We start from the raw sequence: 18,484 nt of genomic DNA on the forward strand, positions 1-18,484 counted from the left end.
AGTTGGGGACAACTCATGTATTTCCTGTGAGTTGGCAGCGCGTCGTTGATCGCCGAACTCTTACGTGTTTTCTCCTTTCTATCGGTCTTTCGAACCGAGTCGGTTTATCCCTCGCCCGCACTGGTTAAGCGGGGGAAAAGCCGGGGATCGGTGCGCCAACACCGGTCCCCAACCATCAATTCCTCAGCTACACCCGCTTGTCGCGCCGCAGGTGTTGCACTTCATGCAAGTGCCGTTACGCACCAGCGTGTAGTTTCCGCATTCGCCACAGGGGTCGCCCTCATAGCCCTGCATCTTGGCTTTGGTGCGGGCGTCCATCCCGGTTGCCACTGCCGTTTCGGTGGCAGGCGCTTCGAACACAGTTGCTGTTTCCGACATTCCGGCCACGTCGCCATAACTGCCGTTTAACACCATCAAATCCTGCGGCAGACGCTTGCGCAGATACCCGGTCGAGCTGATTTGTTTCAACACCTCCAAAGACTTGGACGCCGCAGTTTCACTGATTTCCGAGACGTTGGAAACGCCTTCCTCTTCTCCGCGGCCAAGATCATCAAAGGTAGCACCCTCGGGTTTCACATGAGCCAGATCGGTACGGTCCAGATAAGACACGGCCAGTTCGCGGAAGATGTAATCCAGGATCGAGGTTGCGTTCTTGATCGAGTCGTTGCCTTGCACCATCCCTGCCGGTTCGAACTTGGTAAAGGTGAAGGCGTCGACAAACTCTTCCAGCGGCACGCCATATTGCAGGCCGACCGACACGGCGATGGCAAAGTTGTTCATCATCGCCCGGAAGCCAGCGCCTTCCTTGTGCATGTCGATGAAAATCTCGCCCAATTGACCGTCTTCAAACTCACCCGTGCGCAAGTACACCTTGTGGCCGCCAACGATTGCCTTCTGAGTATACCCCTTGCGGCGATGCGGCAGTTTCTCGCGATGGCTGCGGATGATTTCCTTGACCACAACCTTCTCGATCACCTTCTCGGCGAGAACGACGGCTTTTTCCTGTGCTGAGCCGCTTTCCAGCACCTCGGCCGCCTCGTCATCATCCTCGACCAGCGCAGCCGCAAGGGGCTGAGACAGTTTCGAGCCGTCGCGGTACAGCGCGTTGGCCTTCACACCCAGTGACCAGCTAAGCTCATAGGCCTTCTGGCAATCCTCGATTGTCGCATCATTCGGCATGTTGATCGTTTTGCTGATCGCACCCGAGATAAAGCTTTGTGCCGCCGCCATCATGGTGATGTGGCTGCCAACCCCAAGGAAACGCTTGCCTTTCTTGCCGCACGGGTTGGCGCAGTCGAAGATCGCGTAGTGTTCTTCCTTCAGATGCGGTGCACCTTCCAGAGTCATGGTTCCGCAGACATGATCGTTCGCCGCGTCGATATCCGCCTTGGTAAAGCCCAGATGGCGCAGCAGATCAAACGTTGGGTCATTCAGCTTGGTCGCTGGAATGCCCAGAACACCGGTGCAGAAATCTTCGCCCAGTGTCCACTGGTTGAAGACGAACCGGATGTCGAAGGCGCTTTCCAGCGCGGCATCCACCTTGGCCAACTCGTTCGGGCCAAAGCCATGACCGGTCAGCGAGGTGTGGTTAATCCCCGGCGCGTTGCCGATGGTGCCGTGGCCGACCGCATAGGATACAATCTCTTCGATCTGCGACGAGGAATAGCCAAGCTTTTCCAGCGCAGAAGGTACCGAGCGGTTGATGATCTTGAAGTAACCGCCGCCTGCCAGCTTCTTGAACTTCACCAGCGCAAAATCGGGCTCGATTCCCGTGGTGTCGCAGTCCATCACCAGACCGATGGTGCCGGTGGGGGCAATCACAGTGGCCTGTGCGTTGCGGTAACCGTTCTGCTCGCCAAGGCTCAGCGCTTCGTCCCACGCCGACATGGCCAGATCGACCAAACGCTTGTCGGGGCAGTTACCATGGTCCAGAGGCACCGGCTTGACGGCCAGCTTCTCATACCCCTCGGTCACCCCCTGCGCCGCGCGGCGATGGTTGCGGATAACGCGCAGCATATGGTCGGCATTGCGCTTGTATCCCTTGAACGGGCCAAGCTCACCGGCAATCTCAGCTGAAGTGGCATATGCCACACCGGTCATGATCGCGGTCAGGGCACCGCAGATCGCCCGGCCCTCGTCCGAGTCATAACTGTAGCCCATGTTCATCAGCAGGCCGCCAATGTTTGCGTAACCCAGGCCCAGAGTGCGGAAGTCGTACGACAGCTGCGCGATTTCCTTTGACGGGAATTGCGCCATGGTCACCGAGATTTCCAGCGTCAGGGTCCAAAGGCGCGAGGCGTGCATGTAGTCGGCTGCCTGGAACTCACCATCCTTGAGGAAGGTCAGCAGGTTCATCGAGGCCAGGTTACAGGCCGTGTCATCCAGGAACATGTATTCCGAACACGGATTCGATCCGCGAATTTCACCATCTTCGGGGCATGTGTGCCATTCGTTGACCGTGTCGTGGAACTGGATACCTGGATCGGCACAGGCCCATGCAGCGTGGCCGACTTTCTCCCACAGGTCCCTCGCCTTAACCGTCTTAGCAACCTTGCCATCGGTGCGGTTGATCAGCTCCCAATCGGCGTCTTTCTCAACAGCGGTCAGAAACGCATTGGTGACGCGGATGGAGTTGTTCGAGTTCTGGCCCGAAACCGAGCTATAGGCTTCCGAGTCCCAGTCCGTGTCATATGTCGGGAATTCGATGCTGTCGTGACCCTGCTTGGCATAATCCAGCACACGCTTTACGTAAGCCTCTGGTATTGCTACCTTTTTCGCCTCGCGGATCGCCTTTTTCAACTCTTCGTTCTTGTTGGGATCATAGGCATCCTCGGCAGCACCGTCCCAAGAGCGAATGGCCTCGAAAATACCGTTCAGCATCTTCTCGTGCATCTTCGATCCGGCAACGATCGAGGCCACTTTCTGCTCTTCGATTACCTTCCATTCGATGAATTGTTCGATATCGGGGTGATCCGCATCGACAATAACCATCTTTGCTGCCCGACGGGTTGTCCCGCCTGATTTGATCGCGCCGGCGGCGCGGTCGCCGATCTTGAGAAAGCCCATCAGGCCCGAGGATTTGCCGCCACCTGACAGTGCCTCGCCTTCCGCACGCAGATGGCTGAAGTTGGTCCCGGTGCCCGAGCCGTATTTGAACAACCGTGCTTCGCGCACCCACAGATCCATGATGCCGCCTTCGTTCACCAGATCATCATCGACGGACTGGATGAAGCAGGCATGTGGCTGCGGATGTTCGTAGGCGGATTTGGATTTGGTCAGTTTGCCGGTCTTGTAGTCGACATAGTGGTGCCCTTGCGCCGGACCGTCGATTCCATAAGCCCAGTGCAGGCCAGTATTGAACCATTGCGGGCTGTTTGGGGCGGCGCGCTGAGTCGCCAGCATGTACCGCATTTCGTCGAAATAGGCGCGTGCATCCTCTTCGGTCGAAAAGTAGCCACCTTTCCACCCCCAGTATGCCCACGCACCGGCCAGCCGGTCAAAGACCTGCTTGGAGGAAATTTCGCCTTCGAATTCAGCATCTTCAGCGGGAACCGACCGCCACAGGAATTCAGGAACGTCTTTTTCCTTAACTTTGGTCAGTTTGGACGGGACACCAGCCTTGCGAAAGTACTTCTGGGCAATCACATCGCTTGCCACCTGCGACCAGGTTGACGGAACTTCGATCCCTTCCAGGCGGAACACAATGGTTCCATCGGGGTTTCGGATTTCAGATGTCGCAGACACAAAATCCAGTTCCGAATAGGCATCCTGATCTGGTTTGGTGAATTTTCTTTCAATCTTCATGTCCGCAGCCCTAGTTAAATTCCGCCTAATTTTCGGTTCACGGCACTACATTTTGAGTTGCGGAGCACCACCCGCAACGCCGACAGAAGCGCACAAAGGTACTGGTCGCTGTTTTGGACAGCGAAAAAGCCGTTACAACGGCTGCACGTTAATAGACTGTGCTTATCCGACCCTCGCCTGTTGCCGTCCCGGCTTGAACACCAGATATTGTGGCAATCTCTTCGGCTCATACAATTTGGCGTATATTGCCATAGAAGGTCAACGCCCTTTTTCAGCCAAATTTGAAATCTTTTTTGTTGACCAGACCCGGACACGAGGGGTGTGAAACTCAAGGTCCGATTCCTCCACAGGCTCGCCTTCGGCAAATTCTCGGTCACAACTCGAAGTCTCAAATCGAATTACCGTTTTTACCAGCATAGTTATCTGTATTTGATCAACCAACGCCGCGCTGGTTAGGCTGTAAAGGAATCATCTTCGCCGGGTCTGTCGAACCCACGCTGAACGACCAAAGGTTCACTTCGGAATGAGAAAGGCCAAATGAATGAAGTTGCTTCGCTTTATCCCCGCGTTGGCCTGTATCGTGGCCTGCACGCCACAAGAAACGCCCACCCCGTCACGTAGCGCGCTGTTCGAAACGCAGCCTCAAAGGTTGTTTGAGGCATTTGAATCCAGTTGTTCTGGACCCGGCAAGGTATTTGAGAAAATCGGCAAACAGGCTTTTGAGTGCAGCGAATACCTGCCCCCAAAAGCGGCAGCCTATTTGATTCTGAACTATGACGGATTTCCGCAGGACCTGCCCCAAAGTGTCATGCGCCTGACATCGTCAAAAACAGGTTCCGGCTATCGCGTCGACGCACGATCGTACTTTAAAGTGCCGCAGAAAACCGGAGCAATCGTTGAGGTTCCACTGGAAAGTGACGCGCTGGATCAGGCGATCAGCTCGTTGTATCTGGCGATGGGCGGAACGCCCACATGAGAATGTGAAGGAAGTGGTCGGGGCGGCAGGATTCGAACCTACGACCCCCTGTACCCAAAACAGGTGCGCTACCAGACTGCGCCACGCCCCGGACCGTGCGCCTTCCTAACGATGACAATCTGATTTGAAAAGCCCTAACAGGGCCAAATCGCAGGACCTTGCGAAAAAATTTCGTGCTGCATCTGAGTGCCGACGCCGATAGAGTAGCGCGCGGACAATCCGGCATTGATTTCCAGCACCGCAAAAACGGCATCCCCACCTTCAATCGGTGTCAGATCGCCGGGAATCGCACGCTCATGCACGTGTGACACTGTGCCCGTACGGTCCAGAAATATCATGTCGAGCGGAATCAGTGTGTTCTTCATCCAGAACGCGACAGGTTGCGGTGGATCGAACACGAACAGCATACCAGATCGATTCGGCAACGACTCGCGAAACATCAACCCCTTTGACCGTTCCTGAGGCGTAACCGCCAATTCCACGTCAAATCGGATTGTCGCGCTGTCGTTTCGGAGAGTGATATGATCAACGCTGCACGCAGCAAACGCCCCCCCTGTCCACAGTGTGATCAGAAGTGTCCAGAATACCAGAAAACGAGTCATCGAAGTGTCAGCCGTCCAGCGCGGCTTCCCAGGCGAGAACCTGCGCCGCCATTCGGCCGCGCTTACCATCAATTACGCGCATCGCAAGCGCCTCTCCGGGCTGGAGGTCAGCAAGCCCCGAGCGCCGCAACACTTCGATATGCAAGAACACGTCTTCACCGCGCCCAAAAACATTTGCGAACCCGAAGCCCTTGCCTTTGTCGAACCACTTCACCCGCGCAGCCTCCAAAGGGGCTTCTGCGATAGCGTCCGGATCCAACTCGGCGAAATCGGCCAACATCATCGACTCGGCGCGCGCTGGCGGGTCGATTGCAACAACCTCAACCGCTTGGACACCTCTGTCCGTGCGATGTGTCATGATTTCGATACCCGCACCGTCCGCGACGGAACTCTGACCGAAATTGCGCAAAACATTCACATGCAACAGGATGTCTGGCCCGCCTTCGTCGGACACAACAAAGCCGTATCCCTTAGCGGGATCGAACCATTTCACGTGTCCACGGACGCGATACATGTTGTTCAGGTCTTCTGGCACGGTTTTCCCATCGCGAATTTTAGCAGTTCGTTAAGGGTCTGTTGTTTATGGGATTGGCGGGCAAATTCAAGCTGAAAAAATCGTTTACTTTCTGCCTGTTGCAATTCACGACACGTGAACGTCATGGATTCAACCTTTCAACATGCCATGCCGATCCCGGCTCAATTCGTTTCCATCTGAACCGGTCATGCAAGCGAAATGCTCCATCAGCCCAGAACTCAATCTCTGTCGGCGTTAATCGGTACCCGCCCCAGAATGGAGGACGAGGTGGATTCGGCCCAAGTTTAGCGGTCACTTTCGCGACCTCTGCCATCAAAGCTGTCCGACTTGAAAGCGGTTGTGACTGCTTTGAAGCCCAGGCACCCAACCGGCTTTTCAATGACCTTGATGCATAATACGCATCAGCCTGGGGCCCGTTTTCACGACATACTGTACCACGAACACGAAGTTGACGCCGCAAAGATTTCCAATGCATTACAAATGCAGCTTTTTCCGACGTATCCAGCTCATTCGCTTTGACGCTTTCGTAGTTTGTATAGAATACAAATGAATCCGCTTCGATTTCTTTCAGCAAAACCATGCGTGCATTTGGCAAACCATCCGGGTCAACGGTTGCAAGCGCAATCGCATTCGGATCATTCAATTCAGTTTCTTCAGCCTCAGCTAACCACCGGGCCGCAATTTTAAACGGATCGGAGCCAGCAAAGATGCCATCACGCTCGGTCATTTCCATCCCCTGGAAAGTATTAATGACGAGCCTAAGGCGAGAACCCGCTGCGAGCAAGAGCGCACGGCCTTGATGCAGCGCTACCAATGGCATAAACCATGCCAATCTAACGCGAAGACAGGCGGAGAACCAAACATGTCAAATCAGTTGATGGCCGGCAAACGTGGCCTCATCATGGGACTGGCCAATGACAAATCAATCGCATGGGGAATCGCCCGCGCCTTGTCCGAAGCCGGAGCTGAACTTGCCTTTTCTTATCAGGGTGACGCTTTAAAAAAACGTGTGGACCCGCTGGCTGCGCAATTGGGCAGCGAAATCGTTCTGCCCTGCGACGTGAGCGATGAGGCTTCAATTGATGGGCTTTTCTCGGCGCTGGAAGAGAAATGGGGCAAGCTGGACTTTATCGTTCACGCCATCGGTTTTTCTGACAAGAACGAATTGCGTGGACGTTATGTGGATACCAGCCGGGCCAATTTCACGCTGACGATGGATGTCTCCGTCTATTCGTTCACCGCGGTTATGCAGCGCGCGGAAAAGATGATGTCCGAAGGCGGCAGTGCCATAACACTGACCTATTACGGAGCCGAGCAGGTGATGCCCCACTATAACGTGATGGGTGTTGCCAAGGCCGCGCTGGAGGCGTCAGTAAAGTATCTGGCCGAGGACCTGGGCAAGGACGGTATTCGCGTGAACGCGATCTCGGCCGGCCCGATCAAAACCCTGGCTGCCAGCGGCATTGGCGATTTTCGCTACATCATGAAATGGAACGAGTACAACTCTCCGCTGCGCCGCAACGTGACCATTGACGATGTCGGCAAGTCGGCCCTGTACCTGTTGTCGGACCTCAGCAGCGGCGTCACCGGAGAGAATCTGCACGTGGATTCGGGTTACCATATTGTCGGAATGAAGGCCGTTGACGCCCCTGATGTGGAAAAAGGTTAAGAACATGAGCGCTAAGGACCGCCTGCCGCACGAAAAAGGATTTCACATCAGCTGGGACCAGATCCACCGCGACTCGCGCGCATTGGCGTGGCGTCTGGACGGGCAAGGCCCCGATGATGGCAGCTGGCGTGCTGTTGTGGCGATCACCCGTGGCGGCATGGCCCCTGCGATGATCGTCAGCCGGGAACTGGATATTCGTACTGTCGATACGGTCAGCGTCAAATCCTACCACCATCAAGCTCAGGGTGAGGCGGAAGTTCTGAAAGCACCCGATGCCAAGTTAATGGGCGACGGAACCGGAATTCTGATCATCGACGATCTTGTGGACAGCGGGAAAACCCTGGAACTGGTTCGGGAGATGTATCCGAACGCGCATTTTGCGACGGTTTATGCCAAGCCCAAGGGACGCCCTATGGTGGATACGTTCATCACCGAAGTCAGTCAGGACACATGGATCTTTTTCCCGTGGGATATGGCCCTTCAATATGTCGAGCCCTATCGGGGCACCGATTGAATTCAGATCAGTAGGCAGCACATGACGCTCAGCCGGACCGCCGCAACATTCGCGCCGCCAGTGATGGAAGCGCGCCGATGGCTCGAGGGCGTTACGTTCCCACCCGAACGCCCGCTGATCAACGTCAGCCAGGCGGCACCGGTTGACCCGCCGCCGCTGGCGTTGCGCGAGGCTATGGCCGAATTTACCGTGCGCGAAGACCATGCGCATCTTTATGGCCCTGTGCTGGGAAATAATGATCTTCGCGCAGAACTGGCTGCGCAGATCAGCGCGCATTACGCAGCAAGTGTTGAGGCATCTGAGGTTGCAATTACCTCAGGCTGCAATCAGGCGTTTTCAGCAGTGATTTCGGCCATCACCGGCGAAGGGGATGAGGTTATTCTTCCAACCCCATGGTATTTCAATCATAAAATGTGGTTGGATATGTCCGGTGTCCATGCAGTTGGCCTGAAGACCGGCGACGACTTACTGCCCGACCCTGAGCGCGCACGCGCGCTGATCACGGACAAAACACGTTCCATCGCTCTGGTCACGCCCAACAATCCCGGCGGCGTTGAATACCCGGCGGACCTTGTCCGCGCCTTCTTTGAGCTGGCGCGCGAAACCGGGATTCACCTAATCGTCGACGAAACCTACCGTGACTTCGACAGCCGCAGCGGGCCGCCACATGACCTGTTCCAACAACCAGACTGGGATCAGACGCTGATCCACCTTTATTCCTTCTCTAAGGCCTACAGGCTGACGGGTCACAGGGTCGGCGCCATTGCAACGGGCCCTTCCCTTTTGGCTGAGGTCGAAAAGTTTCTTGACACCGTTGCCATTTGCCCTGGTCAGATCGGACAGTTCGCCGCGCTGTGGGGTATGCAAAACTTGTCGCAATGGTTGGCAGGGGAACGCGACGAAATACTCGACCGTCGTGCTGCCATCCTTGAGGGTATGCCCGCGCTGGAATCCGAAGGTTGGCGCCTTTTGGGACTTGGGGCGTATTTCGCCTATCTGGAGCATCCGTTTGACATTCCGTCTGACGAGCTTGCCCGGCGTTTGGTGCGTGAAGCCGGTGTTCTGTTATTGCCCGGTACCATGTTCATGCCCGCTCACCACCCGGACGGGAAACGGCAAGTGCGCATTGCCTTCGCCAACCTCGACCGCACAGGTTTGGGCCAATTGTTCAAACGATTGCAGGGCCTGTCCTTCTAAGCTTGCCCCCCGGCGGTGTGCGTCGTATTCAAGGCAGCAACCGACAGGGCAGAACGCTGCCGTAATAACAAGAGGGCACCATGGCCGCAGGCGCTAAAAGTCTTTCGAAAACCTTTGTCTGGATTCTGATGGGCATGCTGATGCTGGGGCTTGCGGGGTTCGGCGCGGTCAACCTGAGCGGCACAGTCCGTACAGTGGCGCAAGTTGGTGATGAAAGCATCTCGATCGATGATTTTGTCCGCGAGTTGCAGCGCGAGATCCGAGCGGTTGAAACGCAATCGGGTCAGCCCCTGCAAATGTCGCAGGCACGCGATCTGGGGCTGGACCGAAACGCGCTTGCCCGCCTGACGGCCTTGGCGTCGCTGGACAACGAGGTGAGCCAGCTTGGGATTTCCATAGGGGATGAAAACCTGCAAAAAGAGATCGTGTCTGTCCCGGCCTTTCAGGGCGTAGACGGCAATTTCGACCGCGAGGCATACCGCTTTCAGCTTGAACAGGTCGGCATGACGGATTCCGAGTTCGAGTCGGACCTGCGCAAAGAATCTGCCCGTACGATCGTTCAAGGTGCGATCATGGGGGGTGTGGAAATGCCCTCAACCGTGACAGACACAATGGCCAACTATATCGGCGCCCGTCGCAGCTTTACCGTTGCGACGGCAGGGGCCGAGGTATTGGAAACCCCCATGGCCGAACCGACTGACGCGCAGATTCAGACCTTCTATGACGAAAACGCTGAACAGTTCACCCTGCCCCGTACCAAACAGCTGACTTATGCGATTCTGTCTCCGGCCATGTTGGTGGACACGGTTGAGGTTGACGAAGAATCCCTTCGCAAGCTTTTTGAAGAGCGGTCGGACGAATATAATCAACCGGAACGCCGTCTGGTCGAGCGCCTGAATTTCCCGGATGAACAAGCAGCCAACGACGCCAAGGCGCAACTTGAGGTCGGCGGAACGACCTTTGAACAACTGGTTCGCGATCGTGATCTGGAACTTTCCGATATCGATCTAGGCGACCTGACACGTGAGGATCTGGGCGAGGCCGCCGACGCCGTGTTCGCGGCAGAGCTTGACGCCGTTGTTGGCCCTCTGCCTTCGGTATTTGGCCCAGCCCTGTTCCGTGTCAACGGATCCCTGGCTGCAAACAGCGTTCCCTTTGAGGAGGCCGAACCGGCCCTGCGCGAAGAACTGGCGACAGAACGCGCCCGCCGCCTGATCGAGGCACAGTCCGAAGACATAAACGACATGTTGGCTGGCGGTGCGACTCTGGAAGAACTGGCAAATGAAACCGAAATGGAACTGGGTCAGATCGACTGGACCCGAGACAGCGCCGAGGACATAGCGGCCTATGACGGGTTCCGCACGGCCGCCGAAGCCGTGCAAGAAGGAGATTTCCCTGAAATCGCATTTCTCGAAGATGGATCGATCTTTGCCTTGCGCCTGAACGACGTTCTGCCGCGTCGCCCCGAACCGCTGGAAAGCGCACGCGACAGTGTCGCTGCGGCTTGGGTACAGGCAGAGACCAATAAAGCCCTGTTGGACAAAGCAAACGCCGCATTGAGCCTACTGGCCACTGATGGTGACTTCGCAGCGACTGGCCTGCCCTTCCGCGTTGAAAACGCACTGACGCGTACCGCGTTTCTTGATGACGTCCCCGCCAGTTTCATGAATGAAGTGTTTCAGATGGAACTCGGTGAGTTGCGTGTCATTGGTGGAAATGGTGCAGCCTTGCTGGTGCGTCTGGACGAGGTTCTGCCCCCCGAGGATTCCGACGAGCTGCGCCGGTTGCGCGACGCACTGGCAACGCAGATGGATCAGGCGCTGTCGCAGAATATTTTTGACGCATACGTACGGGACGCTCAGACCCGCGCCCGCCCGGTCGTGGATCAGCAGGCGCTAAACGCCGTGCAGGCGAGCTTTTAAGCGAGACCAAGATGGCCCTGACACCCGATTTCGATACCTTCGCACGCGCCTATGAAGCGGGCGAAAACCAGGTGGTTTACACACGTCTCGCCGCCGATCTGGACACACCCGTATCGTTGATGCTCAAACTGACGGGAGCGCAGAAAGATGCGTTCATGCTGGAGTCGGTTACGGGCGGTGAGGTGCGTGGCCGCTATTCGATCATCGGCATGAAACCGGACCTGATCTGGCGCTGTCACGGTGAAACGTGCGAGTTGAACCGCTCGGCGCGGTTCGACGCCGACGCCTTTGCTGCGCAGGACGGCAATCCGATGGACAATCTGCGCGCCTTGCTGGCCGAAAGCCGTATTGAACTGCCAGACGACCTGCCTCAGGCTGCCGCCGGATTGTTTGGATATCTGGGCTATGACATGGTCCGGCTGGTCGAATACCTGCCGAACGTGAACCCCGATCCGCTGGGACTGCCAGATGCGATCATGTTGCGCCCGTCTGTTGTCGCAGTATTGGATGGCGTCAAAGGCGAGGTGACGGTGGTTTCACCCGCCTGGGCCAGCGACGGTCAATCTGCCAAAGCTGCCTATGCGCAGGCGGCCGAGCGTGTGATGGATGCGGTCCGCGATCTGGAACGTGCGATGCCCGCCGAAACCCGTGATCTGGGCGACGCGCGCGAAATTGCGGCGCCGGTGTCGAACTTCACCAAATCCGGCTATTTGGAAGCGGTTGAAAAGGCCAAGGAATACATCCGTGCTGGCGATATCTTCCAGGTAGTTCCAGCGCAGCGTTGGACGCAGGAATTTCCGCTGCCGCCTTTTGCGCTTTATCGTTCGCTGCGGCGCACCAACCCCTCGCCGTTTATGTTCTACTTCAACTTCGGCGGTTTTCAGGTCGTTGGGGCCAGCCCCGAGATTCTGGTGCGGGTGTTCGGCAGCGAAGTCACCATTCGCCCGATTGCAGGCACACGTCCCCGTGGCGCGACCCCCGAGGAAGACAAAGCGAACGAGCTTGACCTGCTGGCCGATAAGAAAGAGCTAGCCGAACATCTCATGCTTCTGGACCTCGGGCGCAATGATACCGGCCGCGTGTCCAAAATCGGCACAGTTCGCCCGACCGAAGAGTTCATCATCGAACGCTACAGCCATGTGATGCACATCGTGTCGAACGTGGTGGGTGAGCTGGCGGAAGACAAAGATGCGCTGGACGCCTTCTTTGCCGGGATGCCTGCGGGCACCGTCTCGGGTGCGCCGAAAGTGCGGGCGATGGAGATCATTGACGAGCTTGAGCCGGAAAAACGCGGCGTCTATGGCGGTGGTGTTGGCTATTTCAGCGCAGGCGGTGACATGGACATGTGCATTGCCCTGCGCACGGCCATCGTGAAGGATCAGAAACTCTATATTCAGGCTGGCGGCGGTGTTGTCTATGACAGCGACCCCGAGGCCGAGTTTATGGAGACTGTCCATAAGTCAAACGCCATTCGGCGCGCGGCGGAAGATGCCGCTCGGTTCACCGGAAACGGCAACAGTTAAAAAAACAAGGGCGGCTGATCAATTGATCACCGCCCTGTTTCAAGCTGTCACTGTACCTGTTTCATCAAGACGGCCGAGATCGGCGCCATCGCTACCCGGCTGCCGCGATCCTCAAGACCCCACAGCAACAGGGCCGAGATTGTCTCGGGCCGTACCCGCCCCAGCATGACAACGGTTCCTTCCTGACCTGCCCGGAACGCGGCCTGATCCAGGAACCGGCGCATGATTCTGGGATCCTGTCGCGCCCCATCGATATCGCGGAACACTACGCTGGACGGAATGCCATTGCGAACCGCCAACTTCTGGACAGTGTTCAGCCCATTGTCCTGTGTGATCAACCCGCGTCCGGTTCCGGCGGCAATCGCCGCGACCTGATCGGCCAGCTTGCGATTTCCTTGAATGCCGCTGTTCACGCCTTCCAGAATACCCACTGTTTCAGGCAAGGTGTCCAGCCACACAGACAAGGAAACTTCGGCATCCTGCGCGCTTGCTGCCTCGGGCAAGTCCGCAAGGGCCAGAACTTCGAACCCGGCCGCGCGGTGCCGTGCCATCTTTTCCGCCGCATCCGGATCAGACGGGTTTACGGCAAAGCTGATCGGGTAAGGGAAATCCTGCAACGCTTCGGCACCGAATGCGCCTTCGTCATCAATCAGAATGATCGACATCAGCGGCTTAGCTTCCGGGTTCTCGAACTTGGCGGCAAAACGTTCAATCGGTTTTTCCGCAGATGGCTGTTCGGAAATCGCCTGTTCTGCAACAGGCTCATCATCTCGTTCCGTCAACGGCAGGATACGTTTTCCGACGATCGAACTGGTACTTTCTTCCTGTTCTCCCCCGATCTGAGGCAGCGCAGCAATGCGCGGAAGCTCGCGGGGCAAGGTGTCTTCATCCCCTTCCACCGCAATCGGACTGCTTTCAAATGAATTATCAGTCGTGGCGTCATTTGTTTGTGGATCAGCCTCGACCTGTGGCAACGGATTTGGTTCGGGCTCAAGAACTGCGACCTCGGTTGTGTCGGACTCGATCGGCGGTGTGGGGGTTTCATCAATTACAACCGGCAACGACTGTTCCTGCTGAACTGCGGGCACCTGGCTAGGCTCGGGCGGCGCAGCGGGGGCTTCGGTCATGACAGACACTTCGGTCGCCACCGTTGCAGTGGGCTCGTTCGGGGCCTCAGCCGCTTTACCAACCTCGGGCTGCGGCTCGGATGACGCTTCCAGCCCGGACAGGTCGGCCAGATCTTCGCTGGCATTATCGGCGGCTTCTGGCGCACGCGGGGCCAGTTCCACCAGATCGGCATCAGAAACGTCCTCGGCAAGTTCACTAGGCGCCTCTGGTGTTTCTGAAATCGTCGGCGCTGGTGCTTCGGTCGCAACAACCGGCGTATTGACCATCGGCGTGTTGAGCGACACGACCGCACCCAAGATCAAAACAACGATCGCCCCTGCGACCATTCCTCCGAAAAATCCGCCCATATTTCCTGCCTTTCGCCTCTTTTCCCTGCCTCGCCCTGCTCTGCGCCATCTGGTGTGGCGCTCGGTCAATTGGAGGCGTCAGAAACCGTATGTCCTCTTGACGCTGCCGCCCAAGCCTGAGCATGTATGTGCGGACATTATACCGTGGCCCGGGGTTGCATCGCCAGCCCGAAATGCCCAAGCGAAGATAAGTGCCCATATGCTGCTGCTGATCGACAACTACGACTCGTTTACCTACAATTTGGTACATTATTTGGGCGAACTTGGTGCCGAAATGGTCATTCGCCGCAATGATGCGCTGGATGTACAGGAAGCAATGGCCATGAACCCGGCTGGCATCTTGCTAAGCCCCGGCCCCTGCGACCCGGATCAGGCGGGCATCTGTCTGGCTCTGACCGAAGCGGCGGCCGAGACCAAAACACCCCTTTTGGGGGTTTGTCTTGGGCATCAGACCATTGGACAGGCGTTCGGTGGCAAGGTGGTTCGGTGCCACGAAATTGTGCACGGCAAAATGGGCATCATGCACCACACCGGAAAAGGCGTCTTTGCTGGCCTTCCATCGCCCTTTGAAGCCACACGCTACCATTCGCTGGTGGTCGAGCGTGAGACGCTGCCCGACTGTCTTGAGATCACAGCCGAGCTGGAAGACGGCACGATCATGGGGCTGCAACACAAGGAACTGCCTATTCACGGTGTTCAGTTCCACCCTGAATCGATTGCTTCCGAGCATGGTCACGCCCTTCTCAAGAACTTCCTGCAAGAACTGAAAGTCCCCGCATGAGCGACGCGCTGAAACCGTTGATCGGAGCAGCCGCCGATCGTCCGCTGACCCGTAAAGAGGCCGAGACCGCCTTTGGCATCCTGTTCAACGGCGAAGCCACGCCAAGCCAGATTGGCGGGCTGTTGATGGCCATGCGTACAAGGGGGGAAACGGTTGATGAATATGCCGCGGCCGCGGCTGTGATGCGCGCCAAGTGCAATGCCGTGCGGGCGCCCGAAGGGGCGATCGACATCGTTGGCACGGGCGGAGACGGGAAAGGCACCCTGAACATCTCGACCGCGACTGCATTTGTCGTCGCAGGTGCTGGCGTGACAGTCGCAAAACACGGCAACCGCAACCTAAGCTCCAAATCCGGCGCAGCGGATGCACTGGGGCAAATGGGTATCAACGTTATGGTTGGACCACAAGTTGTTGAAAGTGCTCTGAAAGATGTCGGTATCGGTTTCATGATGGCACCGATGCATCACCCGGCTATTGCGCATGTTATGCCCTCGCGGCAGGAACTGGGAACGCGCACGATTTTCAATATCCTGGGCCCGCTGACCAACCCTGCCGGTGTCAAACGGCAACTGACGGGTGCCTTTAGCCGCGAGCTGATCCGCCCCATGGCTGAAACACTAGGCTTGCTGGGGTCAGACCGCGCGTGGCTGGTACACGGATCGGACGGGACAGACGAGTTGACGATCACCGGTATCAGCTGGGTCGCCGCTTTGGAAGATGACGTGATCAAAGAGGTCGAGCTGCACCCCGAGGATGCTGGCCTGCCTGTGCACCCTTTCGAAGACATCCTCGGCGGAACCCCTGAAGAGAACGCCATCGCATTTCGTGCGCTGCTGGACGGCGCCCCGTCCGCGTATCGTGACGCAGTGTTGCTGAACTCTGCCGCGGCATTGGTTGTCGCTGATGCGGCAAGTGATCTGCGCGAAGGTGTGGCCATGGCCGCCGAGAGCATCGACAGCGGTGAAGCCAAAAACAAAATTACGGCCTTGGCCGCCAAGACTCAGGAGGCCGCATGACCGAAACCGTTCTGGACAAGATCAAAGCCTACAAACTGGAAGAAATCGCAGCAGACAAGGCTCAGAAGTCCTTGGAAACGCTGGAAAGTGAAGCACGTGCCGCTTCGGAAACCCGCGGGTTTGCCGCAGCGCTTCAAGCTGCGTCCCGGCAAGGTTACGGCCTGATCGCTGAGGTCAAGAAAGCCAGTCCCTCCAAGGGTTTGATCCGGCTTGATTTTGATCCGCCTGCCTTGGCTAAGGCATATGAAGAAGGCGGTGCTGCGTGTTTATCCGTGCTCACCGACACGCCCAGCTTTCAGGGTGCCAAGGAATATCTGACACAAGCGCGTAACGCGACATCTCTGCCCGCTTTGCGCAAAGATTTCATTTATGACCCTTATCAGGTGGTTGAGGCACGTGCTTTGGAAGCCGACTGTATTCTGATCATCATGGCATCCGTCAGCGATGATCAGGCAGCCGAGTTGGAACAAACCGCTTTCGATTGGGAGATGGATGTTCTGATTGAGGTGCACGACGAAGCCGAGCTTGAACGCGCAGCCCAACTGAAAAGCCCATTGATTGGCATAAATAACCGCAATCTCAAAACCTTCGAGACCACTCTTGATACAACACGACGCCTGTCCAAACTGGTACCGGCAGACCGTACTATCGTGTGTGAAAGCGGGTTGGGCAACCCGGAAGATTTGCGGGATATTGCGCGCTATGGCGCCCGGTGCTTTTTGATCGGCGAAAGCCTGATGCGCCAGGACGATGTCGAAGCGGCCACCCGCCACATCCTGTCCAATCCGCTTATCCCCGGAGTGATGTGATGCCGCTGACCCATTTCGATGCTCAAGGTCAGGCGCACATGGTCGACGTCTCGGGCAAAGAGGTCACAGATCGCATAGCCGTAGCTGTAGGTCACGTGAAAATGGCGCCGGAAACCTATGGAATCATTTCAGAACAACGCGCAGCAAAGGGCGATGTTTTGGGCGTTGCCCGCCTGGCCGGTATCATGGGTGCAAAGAAGACGCCGGATCTGATCCCGCTCTGCCATCCTTTGCCAGTGACCAAGGTTGCCGTTGAACTGACCCTCGACCCGGATCTGCCGGGTGTTCAGATCGAAGCGACAGTCAAGACGTCAGGTCAAACCGGAGTTGAAATGGAGGCCCTGACCGCCGTTTCCACCGCAGCCTTGACTGTGTACGATATGACCAAAGCCGTCGACAAAGCGATGGAAATTGGCGGCATTCATGTAAGCCTCAAAGACGGCGGAAAATCAGGACGTTACGAGGCGAAATGATTACCGTCGAAGAAGCGCGCGCCCTGCTGTTCGATCTTGTCAGCCCTCTACCTTCGGAACAGGTTCCACTGGCCCAGTCTGCGGGACGTGTTCTGTCACACGAGGTTGTGGCAACGCGCGACCAGCCGCCATTTGCCGCATCATCGATGGATGGCTACGCCGTCAAAGCCGACGAAGTCGAGCTTCATGCCATGTTCAAAGTGGTGGGAGAATCCGCCGCGGGCCGTCGTTTCGACGGCTCAGTAGGCCCCGGTCAGGCCGTACGTATCTTTACCGGCGCTCCGGTTCCCGAGGGCTCAGACTTCGTTGTGATTCAGGAAGATACCGACCGGCGTGGCGATCTGATCACGATCACAGACGACCCCGGCCCCAAAACAAACATCCGCCCTGCCGGTGTGGATTTCATGGCAGGCGCGCCCATCACGGCACCGCGTATGATCCGCGCCGAAGACGTTGCCCTGATGGCTGCGATGAATATCGCGCAGGTCCCGGTTTCTCGAAAACCCGTGATTGCCCTGATCTCGACCGGCGACGAACTTGTCATGCCCGGCGAAGAACCGGGACCGGACCAGATTATCGCGTCGAACACGTTTGGATTGCGGGCATTGCTTGAGGGGCTCGGTGCTGTGGTTCGTGTCCTTCCGATTGCACGGGACACGGTTTCATCGCTTGAGACTGCGTTTGACCTGGCGCGAGGGGCCGATCTCGTCGTGACGATTGGCGGTGCGTCGGTTGGTGACTACGACCTTGTGTCTGATGTATCGCAGGGTTTGGGGATGGACCGGTCTTTCTACAAGATCCGAATGCGCCCCGGAAAACCCCTGATGGCTGGTCGCATGGGTGGCACCGCGATGGTCGGACTTCCTGGGAACCCGGTCAGCGCGATGGTCTGTGGCTATCTGTTCCTTGCCCCGATGGTGCGCCGGATGCTGGGGTTGGAATTGGTTCTGCCGCCCTTTCGGTCTGCCCACTTGACCGAACCACTGACAGAAAACGGCCCGCGCGAGCATTACATGCGCGCGGTTCTGGGCGAAACGGGTATCCGGGCCTGTGCAGATCAGGACAGCTCTCTCCTTAGCGTTCTGGCGCAGGCAAACGCCCTATTGGTCCGTCCCCCGAACGATCCCGCCCGCAAGACCGGGGAAACGGTTCAGTACCTGCCGATCTGAACTTCTCCCAAATTCATTG

General features: G+C 57.2%; 16 protein-coding genes and 1 tRNA gene. 11 read left to right on the forward strand and 6 right to left on the reverse strand.

Annotation, left to right across the window (positions count from 1 at the left end):
* Positions 1-183 precede the first annotated feature (183 nt).
* The gene (locus ACR0AD_RS04715) at positions 184-3,804 is read right to left on the reverse strand and encodes a vitamin B12-dependent ribonucleotide reductase (protein WP_480485533.1); all 3,621 of its coding nucleotides are present in this window, start codon (positions 3,802-3,804) and stop codon (positions 184-186) included.
* Between the two features lie 541 nt (positions 3,805-4,345).
* Between ACR0AD_RS04715 and ACR0AD_RS04720 the strand changes: the two genes are divergently transcribed.
* On the forward strand, positions 4,346-4,780 hold the full coding sequence (locus tag ACR0AD_RS04720) for a hypothetical protein (protein ID WP_267365347.1): 435 nt from the start codon (positions 4,346-4,348) through the stop codon (positions 4,778-4,780).
* Between the two features lie 14 nt (positions 4,781-4,794).
* Here ACR0AD_RS04720 and ACR0AD_RS04725 read toward each other — a convergent pair.
* From ACR0AD_RS04725 to pdxH, 4 genes are all read right to left on the reverse strand, one after another.
* Positions 4,795-4,871: transfer RNA gene (locus tag ACR0AD_RS04725), tRNA-Pro, on the reverse strand.
* 43 nt (positions 4,872-4,914) lie between these two features.
* The gene (locus ACR0AD_RS04730) at positions 4,915-5,382 is read right to left on the reverse strand and encodes a DUF192 domain-containing protein (RefSeq protein ID WP_480485531.1); all 468 of its coding nucleotides are present in this window, start codon (positions 5,380-5,382) and stop codon (positions 4,915-4,917) included.
* 7 nt (positions 5,383-5,389) lie between these two features.
* Positions 5,390-5,896 (reverse strand): cold-shock protein, encoded by a 507-nt coding sequence (locus ACR0AD_RS04735; protein WP_245220458.1) that lies wholly within the window; start codon positions 5,894-5,896, stop codon positions 5,390-5,392.
* Positions 5,897-6,038: 142 nt separating this feature from the next.
* A complete protein-coding gene (gene pdxH / locus ACR0AD_RS04740; protein ID WP_480480787.1) occupies positions 6,039-6,644 on the reverse strand; it encodes a pyridoxamine 5'-phosphate oxidase in 606 nt (201 codons plus the stop codon).
* Positions 6,645-6,779: 135 nt separating this feature from the next.
* Here pdxH and fabI point away from each other — a divergent pair, with 135 nt between their 5' ends.
* From fabI to trpE, 5 genes are all read left to right on the forward strand, one after another.
* Positions 6,780-7,586 carry an enoyl-ACP reductase FabI gene (fabI, locus tag ACR0AD_RS04745; protein ID WP_267365343.1) on the forward strand — a complete coding sequence of 269 codons (807 nt, stop codon included), beginning with the start codon at positions 6,780-6,782 and terminating at the stop codon, positions 7,584-7,586.
* A 4-nt stretch (positions 7,587-7,590) separates the two neighbouring features.
* The gene (gene gpt, locus ACR0AD_RS04750) at positions 7,591-8,100 is read left to right on the forward strand and encodes a xanthine phosphoribosyltransferase (protein WP_267365342.1); all 510 of its coding nucleotides are present in this window, start codon (positions 7,591-7,593) and stop codon (positions 8,098-8,100) included.
* 21 nt (positions 8,101-8,121) lie between these two features.
* Positions 8,122-9,297 carry an aminotransferase gene (locus tag ACR0AD_RS04755; protein ID WP_480485529.1) on the forward strand — a complete coding sequence of 392 codons (1,176 nt, stop codon included), beginning with the start codon at positions 8,122-8,124 and terminating at the stop codon, positions 9,295-9,297.
* 80 nt (positions 9,298-9,377) lie between these two features.
* A complete protein-coding gene (locus ACR0AD_RS04760; protein ID WP_480485526.1) occupies positions 9,378-11,219 on the forward strand; it encodes a SurA N-terminal domain-containing protein in 1,842 nt (613 codons plus the stop codon).
* Positions 11,220-11,230: 11 nt separating this feature from the next.
* Positions 11,231-12,742: an anthranilate synthase component I gene (gene trpE / locus ACR0AD_RS04765; protein WP_480480780.1), complete on the forward strand. Its 1,512-nt coding sequence runs from the start codon at positions 11,231-11,233 to the stop codon at positions 12,740-12,742.
* Positions 12,743-12,789: 47 nt separating this feature from the next.
* Here the strand turns inward: trpE and ACR0AD_RS04770 are convergent, their stop codons facing one another.
* Complete coding sequence (locus ACR0AD_RS04770) at positions 12,790-14,217, reverse strand: divergent polysaccharide deacetylase family protein (protein WP_480485525.1); 1,428 nt, start codon at positions 14,215-14,217, stop codon at positions 12,790-12,792.
* A gap of 199 nt (positions 14,218-14,416) precedes the next feature.
* Between ACR0AD_RS04770 and ACR0AD_RS04775 the strand changes: the two genes are divergently transcribed.
* From ACR0AD_RS04775 to ACR0AD_RS04795, 5 genes are read left to right on the forward strand one after another with little or no spacing between them, the layout of a single operon-like run.
* Positions 14,417-14,998, forward strand: a complete 582-nt coding sequence (locus ACR0AD_RS04775; RefSeq protein WP_480472961.1) for an anthranilate synthase component II — start codon at positions 14,417-14,419, stop codon at positions 14,996-14,998.
* A complete protein-coding gene (trpD, locus tag ACR0AD_RS04780) occupies positions 14,995-16,014 on the forward strand; it encodes an anthranilate phosphoribosyltransferase (RefSeq protein ID WP_480480776.1) in 1,020 nt (339 codons plus the stop codon). The genes ACR0AD_RS04775 and trpD overlap by 4 nt, the downstream gene beginning before the upstream one ends.
* Positions 16,011-16,823 carry an indole-3-glycerol phosphate synthase TrpC gene (trpC, locus tag ACR0AD_RS04785; protein ID WP_480480774.1) on the forward strand — a complete coding sequence of 271 codons (813 nt, stop codon included), beginning with the start codon at positions 16,011-16,013 and terminating at the stop codon, positions 16,821-16,823. Before trpD ends, trpC begins: the two co-directional genes overlap by 4 nt.
* The gene (gene moaC / locus ACR0AD_RS04790) at positions 16,823-17,296 is read left to right on the forward strand and encodes a cyclic pyranopterin monophosphate synthase MoaC (protein ID WP_267364518.1); all 474 of its coding nucleotides are present in this window, start codon (positions 16,823-16,825) and stop codon (positions 17,294-17,296) included. The genes trpC and moaC overlap by 1 nt, the downstream gene beginning before the upstream one ends.
* A complete protein-coding gene (locus ACR0AD_RS04795) occupies positions 17,293-18,465 on the forward strand; it encodes a molybdopterin molybdotransferase MoeA (RefSeq protein ID WP_480485523.1) in 1,173 nt (390 codons plus the stop codon). Before moaC ends, ACR0AD_RS04795 begins: the two co-directional genes overlap by 4 nt.
* Positions 18,466-18,484 lie beyond the last annotated feature (19 nt).

The sequence above is a fragment of the Ruegeria sp. BH8 genome (assembly GCF_056538065.1).